Source organism: Trichloromonas sp. (assembly GCF_041583255.1).
Taxonomy (GTDB): domain Bacteria; phylum Desulfobacterota; class Desulfuromonadia; order Desulfuromonadales; family Trichloromonadaceae; genus Trichloromonas.
In genome coordinates this window covers 1-7,436 of the sequence record NZ_JBFHGD010000169.1, presented here as the reverse complement: position 1 = coordinate 7,436, position 7,436 = coordinate 1, and the positions used below count along the sequence as shown (strand labels likewise).

Here is a 7,436-nt window from a genome sequence, read left to right as displayed (position 1 = left end):
TCGGGCTGACGCTCCCATCTGAGCGGATCCCTCCAAACCACCTCTTGCGGACATTCAAAATGGATCGGCCATGGCCGATCCATTTTGAATGTCCGCAAGAGGTGGTTTGGAGGGATCCGCTCAGATGGGAGCGTCAGCCCGATCCCCGCCCCAAGGGTTATTTCAGCGCAAGGACATCTTTCTGGTTTTGGGTTTGCCTCCCGCCAGGTCATTAAGCAGGTTCCCGATCGCATAAAGGGCCGAAAAAAGCTGGGCAACAACGATGATCCCGCAGTAGGCAAGAAAAACCCAGATAATCAATCCACTGAACCCTTCGGTGAAGTTGCCTATAGCCAGCGCGGGCGATGCCATCCCCACCAGCAACAGCAAAGAAAAGAACATTACTCCCTGTTTCATGGTCAGCTCCTTTTCATTTCGTTGGGTTGCATGAATTGACTGATCAGGATGACTGCACATTGCGCATCAAACTTGACCGTCCGGCGTGTTGTCTGCCTCCTCCTTTCTGGTTTCCATCGCCACTGGAGCATGGAAGAGCTTCTTGATCGCAGGAAACAGCTGGGAGAGAGCGATCAAGGAACAGACCCCCAGAAAAATCAGCACGATCACCTTTCCCTCAGTGTTTCCGGTTTCACTCCCGGCCATAACCGCAGGCTCGCCCCACGTAACCAGCCCCGCACCGAGCCTCAATTTCCTCAAACAGGCCCTTCGCCGCATGCGTCCACTAGGCCAGCGCAGCCAGCCGCAACAGGCGCGGCGGCTGGCTGGCCGGCATATGCGGATGCTTTTCGAAAGCGCAATGGACCGCCAGGCGCAGCTCTTCAAAATCTTCGGCAGTTACCGGCCTGAGCGCGTGAAAAAAGATGCCCTCCCCGCGTACCTTGCGCAGAAGCGGCAGTGAGTCCTCATCGGAAACCAGGATGATCATCAGCTCCCGGTTGCATTTTTTCAACAGGGGGATAAGTTCGACCGCCAGCATGTTGTCGAACTCGATCCCGAGCAACAGCACCTTCGCCCTGTTTTTAAGGGCATCCCGCAAGATTTCGACCACAGAATTGGCCAGCCTGATCTGGTATCCTTCCTCGGCAAAGAGCTTTTTCATCCGCTCGCGAGATTCCGATTCTTTGTCGGCTACAAGAAGTACTCGCATCATCCTTCGCCTTTCAACGTTGATCAATCATGACTGAAAAACCCCCAGGCGGAAGCTCACGCCCCGGCTGTCTCGACTCCGCGATGGTCCCCATCAAAACCCTCTGCATAACCGTGTAGCAGTGGGCATGCCAATTTTTAGAACTTCTTAAACAAAAAGATAAGCAGTCGTTTTTTTATGCGTTTTTATGAACAGCAAAGAAAAAACCTCAGACAAAACAAGCAAAAGCGTATAGGAATTTCATACGAAAAGAGAAAGGGGTGGCGGCAGGAGTTTTCATCAAGGGAGAATAAGCCCTTAAAATCAATATTCTTTTTACATAAGGAAAAAACCGTATAGACAAAGTATACAGCGCCGGATTTTCATCCGGGTCACAAAAAACGCGGATTTCGGTGGGAAAATGGGAAAGCTTCGGGGTCAGTCCTCGAGCTTGCTGAGCAGCTCTTTTTCGGTGCGGATGGCGTCACTGCAGTAGGTCCAGATCTGGTAGTACTCCAGGGCCAGGATGGTGAAGCCGGCCGCAAAAATCGCCCAGAAGTTTTCCGGCAGGGCCTCGGCATAATAATAAAAGGCGTAGAAAGCGGAAAGGTAACCGAGGTGTGCCCAACCACGGTAGCTGTCGGAGCCACCCATCATTCGGGAGAGGATCAGGATCAGCGCCGAGAAGCTGTAGACGACCAGGGCAATACTGATCAACATGACCGGGGGGGCAGCCCCGAGCACGGCCCGGGCGCCGTCTGAAATCGGGGGCAAAAATTTGAAATCCTGCTGGGCCCCGAGGCTGATGAGGATAAACAGGGCCAGCCCCCACAGCCCCCGGTTGGATAACTGGTGCAGACGCCGGATTTCGAGCTGAACCTCCTGCCGCAATGGTCCGCGGTCAAAACGGGATTCAGAGATATGCGCGCTCGGCGGATCCGTCTGGTCACTCATTACGGTGATGACTGTCCCGAATTGTCTGTTGAAGAAACGGGCGGCCCACCCTGGCCAGCCCCACTCTCGCGGCCCCGGCTTTTGAGCAATTCAAGCTCGTATTCTTTTTTCTCCAGCCGCAGGGCCAGACCCTGCAATGACTTGCCCAGCAGCGCGATCTCCTCTATCCCGCCAGGCGGCGGCTGCTCGGTATTCCCCCGGGTTGCCGCATTGGCATAGGCAACGAGGTTGGTGATCGGCAGCAGAATGTTTCGTCGCAACAGGGCGCAGACTCCGCCGACGGTCAGAACAAGAACCATGAGGCAGAAAACCACCATCCGCCAGCCCAGAGTCGTCAGGGTGGCCCGTAAGGGTTCTGCGGAAAGCCCGATATCAAGGGTGCCGAGCACCTTCATCGTCGGCGGATGAAAATGGCAGCTCCCGGTGGAACAGCCAGGTTCGTTGTAGATCGGGGCGGTGATGGCCAGAACGTGGCTCCCTTTCGGGTTGGTGAACCGACGGGCCTGCTCCATCGGCCCCAGGTTCGTCGAAGGACTCTCGGTGGAGTGGCAAGCGATACACCCCGCGGCCTTCTTGTCAACAAGCTGGCTAACCTCTTCCGGAGCGGCCGAGAACATGATCAAGCCGGTTTCGTTGAAGATGCGAACGTGCTCGACGCCGTTCTGCTCACCGATATTGTCGATAATGTTGCGCAGACTTTCACGATCGGCATGCAGCATGGCGTGCCGGGTGGCCTTGACGATAATGCCGGCGAGATTGACTTCACGCTGAATCGAACTGCTCAGTAGATCATTTTTTATAAACGAGTAGAGCAAGATACAGCAGACGACGACAAAACCGGTAACTGCCAAGGCGACCGGGACAACAGCTTTGGCGGCAATGCTCTTCATAATGGGCGAGTCCCCTTTCAAAACCCGGAAAAACGGGTCTTGGAAGAATGGTTAGTGTGTCACAGTTAAGTACACCTAATACCACAGGGGAAGGTAAAGAATCAATCCATCTTTAGCGGGGGGATAGCGGTCCGGGAGCGGTTACTGAAGTGGTTTCCTATTCCACCGCCGGCAGAATCAGGGTAAAGACGCTCCCCTCGCCGGGGGTGCTGTGTACGACCACCTGGCCGCCGTGGGCCTGGATGATGTGCTTGACAATCGAAAGTCCGAGGCCGGTCCCGCCGAGCTTGCGGCTGCGGGCCGGGTCGACCCGGTAGAAACGTTCAAATATCCGCGTCAGGTGTTCTGAGGCAATACCGCATCCCCAGTCCTGCACCTTAATCATCAGCTGCTCGCCGAGCTGGGCAGAATCGATCACCAGCTTGCCGCCGGCAGGGCTGTACTTGATGGCATTGGTCAGCAGGTTGACCACGGCCTGCTCCAGCAACGGGGCATTGATGCGTCCACGCACCGCAGCCGAACAGAACAGGCGGATCTCCACATTCTTTTCATCGGCGGCCTGCTGGCAGGCCTGCTGGGCGGCGACCAAGACCGGGCGGATGCCGCCCAGGGCCAGGGGAACGGCATCCTGCTCGGCATCCTGCTCGACCCTCGAAAGGGCCAGCAGATCATCGATGATCGCCTCAAGGCGATCGGATTGGCGCGCCACGATGGCGAGAAAGCGCTCGGCGGCCTGGGGCTCGTTCATGGCTCCGGCCAGCAGGGTTTCCACCGAGCCCTTGATCGCGGTGATCGGGGTTTTCAGTTCATGGGAAACGTTGGCGACAAAATCCCGCCGCACCGACTCCAGCCGGCGCAGCCGCGTCACATCGCTGAATACCACCAGGGCCCCGATTTCCTCCCCCTGCACATCCTGCAGCGGCGCCCCGTGCACCTGCAGGTAACGCTCCCCCTCCGGGGAGGAGAGCAGGATGTCGCCCTCTTCCGATTCGCGGCTGGCGAGGGTACGGGCCAGAAACCGCTGCAGCTCGGCTTTGCGGACCACTTCAAGGATCCGCCGGCCCGGGGCTTTCTTGGCATCAATCGCCATCAGCCGGGCCGCGGCCCGGTTGAGCCGGAGGATCCGCTCATCCTTATCGACGGCCAGCACCCCTTCGCTCATGCTCGAGAGGACTGCTTCGAGTTCATTGCGCTGGCGGGCCATGGCCTGAATCCGCCCATCGAGCTCGGCCGCCATCTGGTTCAGGGCTTCGCCGAGAGCCGCGATCTCGGCCGATCCGGTCACCGCCAGCCGGCGTTCGAGCTCGCCGCGGGCAAAACGCTGGGCCCCCCGGGTCATCTCTTCGAGCGGGCGGGAAATCCGCCGGGAAACCAGCAGGCTCAAGGCCGCGGCCACCAGGGCGATGAGCAGACCGACACCGGCCAGGCGCAGGTAGATCCCGCTCAGGCTGTGCGCCAGGGTCGTCACCGGGATGGAAACCCGTAGGCTGCCGCGAACCGTCTCCCCTTCGATGACAGGGATCGCCACGTACATCGTATCCTGCTGCAGGGTATTGCTGAACCGGGTGGAGACCCCCACCCCTCCGCTTAAGGCACGGGCCACCTCCGGTCGCCCGGCGTGGTTGTCCATGCGGGCCGACTCTTCCTGGGAATCTCCCAGCACCTGACCATCGGGAAGAATAACGGTAATCCGCGTGGCAGAAACGTCGCCGAGCTGCTTGCAGAGAGCGTCGACCGCAGTCGAACGGGAAGCGCTCCAGAGTCCGTCGAAATGACCTTCGATCAGGCGGGCGCGGGCTTCAAGATCGACCGCGGTCTGCTGGAAATGGAAAGCCCGCAGCGCACCCGAAATATACCAGGATACCGCCAGCAGGACGATCAGGGTAATGACCAGGTAGGAGGGATAAAGCTGCCAGAGCAGCCGACGACCGGCCATGGCTATTCCTTTAACCGGTAGCCGACGCCGCGAACGGTTTCGATGTACGCGCCGCACTCACCCAGTTTCTTGCGCAGCCCGACAACCTGCACATCCACCGAACGGTCGGTCACCGCGTACCCTTCGCCGCGGATGGCGTCGACGATCTGGGTCCGGCTGAAAACCCAGCCTGGCCGGCCGGCCAGCAGCTGCAACAAGCGAAACTCGGTCAGGGTCAATTCAACGTCCTGGCCCGCCGCAATGACCTTGTTGCGCCCTGAATCGATGACCAGATCATGCACCGAAAGCGTTGCGCCGGCAGCGGAATCATCCCCTGCTCGCCCGCGCCGTCGCAGTACCGCCTGAATCCTGGCCTTGAGAACCTGGGGACTGAAGGGTTTGGTGATGTAATCGTCAGCACCGGTCTCAAGGCCGGCCACGATATCCGACTCTTCTTCTCTGGCGGTCAGCATGATGACCGGCAGGGACGCCGTAGAGGCCTCGGCCCGCAGGCGCCGGCAGACTTCAAACCCGTCGATGCCCGGGAGCATCAGATCGAGGACCACCAGATCGGGATGCAGCGAGAACGCCTTGGCGACTCCGTCTTCTCCGCTGGTCGCGCAATCGACCCGGTAGCCCGCCTTGATCAGGTTGTAATGCACCAGCGCCAGGATATCTTCTTCGTCTTCAATCACCAGGATATGTTCTTTGCCCATGCCCTCCCCTTTTCGCCAATTCAATTGCGCTCATAATAACAGCGGAATGTTAGCCTTTGATTAAAGCGGCAACGAATTCAGAAGTAAAAATAACAGAATCCTGGCTTTTTATTAACCAAAAACAGCCACTCAGGCCATCCCGCCAGCGGCGAACCGGCCGTGGATAACCACAATGATCCAGGAGGCTGCCAGCGCCAGCAGCAGCAGGCCCACCGCCACCAAGGGGCTGGCCAGAAGCTCGGGAGCATAGAGCAGCAACGTTCCAAGCAACAACATCATCACACCGGAAACCAGCTTGAGAATCCGCCCCTGGCGCTCGCTGAGTTTTCTTGCGCCCAGGGTCAGGGTGAAAACCAGAACGATGGTCAGCAGAGGCAGCACGTAAACCAGGTTGTAGAAGACCAGGAACAGGTAATGCTGCCAGAGCTCAAGCCGGTGCATGGTCAACACCCGGGTGTAGACCATGGGAAAACCGGCCGTGCACAGCAGCTCGTAGGCGTTGGCCGTGACCGCCAGAAGCATGGTCCCGGTCAGCACCGCAGGGATCTTAGAGGCGTGCACCAGCGTGCGCATGCGGGCAAAGAGGCCGGGCCTGGCCCGTTCGGGGATCGACAGCGAGACCCCGGCCTTGAAAAAGAAAAAATCCTTGATATTGATGGCGGCCACCAGCACGGCGACCAGCCCCGCCCCCAGGGTGATACCGCGCATGGTTCCGGCGACCAGAAACAGGTTGAGCCAGGCCGCCATGAAGAGAAAATAGATCAGGCCGGAAAAAAAGACGAAGGTGCCGCCGACCAGAAACATCAGCCGGCGGGAGCGGGCATGGCTCAGCAGGCTGAGCAGAAAGAGCAGCACGAAGAAGGCACAGGGGTTGAAGCCATCAAGCAGACCGATGACGACCGTGAACAGAGGCAGGGAGAGACTTTCGGGGTCGAGGCGACCGATCAGCGGCAGCTCGACGGCGTCGGCGGCCGGAGCGACGGCCGGGGTCACCGGCTCCGGCGCCTGCGGGGCCAGCGGGTCGGCACAGCCCCGGCCAAGGCAGTGAAGAATTTCTCGCTCGACCTCATCGGCAATAGCGCCTGAGAAGCCGAACCAGAGGCGGTCGCCGACCAGGATGGCCGGAGTGCTCACCAGCGATTGACCACGGGCCTCGGCCAGACTCACCAGGCGGCCAAAGGCAACCCGGTCGCCCCAGAGGTCGTATTCGACAATTTCGACCTGCGGATAGCGATCCGCCAGTTCGGCCAGCACCGGCCTGGCCTCGGCACAGTGAGGACAGTTGGCGGCCCAGAAAAAATGCACCGGCACGCGGGATGCGGCTTCGGCGCAGCCGAGCGCGGCGAGCCCCCAAAACAGCAGCCCGGCCACTGACCTGAACCAGAGTTTTCCCACCGGCGCCTCCCTGTCACATATCGGTTCTGCTTCACTTATAGCAGAAAATACTCCGGACACTGCCGGGCAGCCGGGTTGTGATTACGGGAACGCAAGCTTCTTGCCCTTTATCCGGCAGGTGTGACATAATTTCCCGACCAGTTAATGCCACGCGGTGCAAGCGCTTGTGTTGGCACAAACGGACAACAGCGGCCGCCGCATGTCTGGCAGAGCCGCAGGAGACTGCCGTGAAGACTATCCAGGGAGACCTGGGGCTGATGCCCCTCAGAGACATCCTGCACTGGGGGGAAACCCGGCGGATCAGCGGCGCGCTCAAGGTCAAGAACGACGACCTGACAAAAACCTTTTACCTGCAGGAAGGGAAAATCGTCTTTCTCACCTCGAACAAGGAAGGGGAACGGATCGGCGAATTTCTGGCCGAGTACGGCGGCCTCGGCCTC

Annotated in this window: 9 protein-coding genes; 1 reads left to right on the top strand and 8 read right to left on the bottom strand. The window is 59.3% G+C overall.

The features are described from left to right. Positions 1-162: 162 nt before the first annotated feature. From ABYV89_RS12625 to ABYV89_RS12590, 8 genes are all read right to left on the bottom strand, one after another. Complete coding sequence (locus ABYV89_RS12625) at positions 163-396, bottom strand: hypothetical protein (protein ID WP_432823312.1); 234 nt, start codon at positions 394-396, stop codon at positions 163-165. A 66-nt stretch (positions 397-462) separates the two neighbouring features. Further along, positions 463-606 (bottom strand): hypothetical protein, encoded by a 144-nt coding sequence (locus ABYV89_RS12620; protein ID WP_432823311.1) that lies wholly within the window; start codon positions 604-606, stop codon positions 463-465. 115 nt (positions 607-721) lie between these two features. After that, positions 722-1,147: a response regulator gene (locus ABYV89_RS12615; protein WP_432823310.1), complete on the bottom strand. Its 426-nt coding sequence runs from the start codon at positions 1,145-1,147 to the stop codon at positions 722-724. Between the two features lie 417 nt (positions 1,148-1,564). Next, complete coding sequence (locus tag ABYV89_RS12610; protein WP_432823309.1) at positions 1,565-2,080, bottom strand: menaquinol oxidoreductase; 516 nt, start codon at positions 2,078-2,080, stop codon at positions 1,565-1,567. Then, positions 2,080-2,970 (bottom strand): HAMP domain-containing protein, encoded by an 891-nt coding sequence (locus tag ABYV89_RS12605; protein ID WP_432823308.1) that lies wholly within the window; start codon positions 2,968-2,970, stop codon positions 2,080-2,082. Before ABYV89_RS12605 ends, ABYV89_RS12610 begins: the two co-directional genes overlap by 1 nt. 157 nt (positions 2,971-3,127) lie before the next feature. Then, the gene (locus ABYV89_RS12600; protein WP_432823307.1) at positions 3,128-4,906 is read right to left on the bottom strand and encodes an ATP-binding protein; all 1,779 of its coding nucleotides are present in this window, start codon (positions 4,904-4,906) and stop codon (positions 3,128-3,130) included. 2 nt (positions 4,907-4,908) lie between these two features. Next, positions 4,909-5,601 carry a response regulator gene (locus ABYV89_RS12595; protein WP_432823306.1) on the bottom strand — a complete coding sequence of 231 codons (693 nt, stop codon included), beginning with the start codon at positions 5,599-5,601 and terminating at the stop codon, positions 4,909-4,911. 129 nt (positions 5,602-5,730) lie between these two features. Continuing rightward, positions 5,731-6,996 carry a glutaredoxin family protein gene (locus tag ABYV89_RS12590; RefSeq protein ID WP_432823305.1) on the bottom strand — a complete coding sequence of 422 codons (1,266 nt, stop codon included), beginning with the start codon at positions 6,994-6,996 and terminating at the stop codon, positions 5,731-5,733. 227 nt (positions 6,997-7,223) lie between these two features. Here ABYV89_RS12590 and ABYV89_RS12585 point away from each other — a divergent pair. Beyond that, the coding region (locus ABYV89_RS12585; RefSeq protein ID WP_432823304.1) for a DUF4388 domain-containing protein at positions 7,224-7,436 on the top strand (213 nt) is incomplete at its 3' end.

Bases quoted from the DNA above. Each gene is read 5' to 3' on its own strand.
- ABYV89_RS12610 (WP_432823309.1), bottom strand. From the start codon at position 2,080: ATGAGTGACCAGACGGATCCGCCGAGCGCGCATATCTCTGAATCCCGT.
- ABYV89_RS12600 (WP_432823307.1), bottom strand. From the start codon at position 4,906: ATGGCCGGTCGTCGGCTGCTCTGGCAGCTTTATCCCTCCTACCTGGTC.
- ABYV89_RS12625 (WP_432823312.1), bottom strand. From the start codon at position 396: ATGAAACAGGGAGTAATGTTCTTTTCTTTGCTGTTGCTGGTGGGGATG.
- ABYV89_RS12605 (WP_432823308.1), bottom strand. From the start codon at position 2,970: ATGAAGAGCATTGCCGCCAAAGCTGTTGTCCCGGTCGCCTTGGCAGTT.
- ABYV89_RS12615 (WP_432823310.1), bottom strand. From the start codon at position 1,147: ATGCGAGTACTTCTTGTAGCCGACAAAGAATCGGAATCTCGCGAGCGG.
- ABYV89_RS12595 (WP_432823306.1), bottom strand. From the start codon at position 5,601: ATGGGCAAAGAACATATCCTGGTGATTGAAGACGAAGAAGATATCCTG.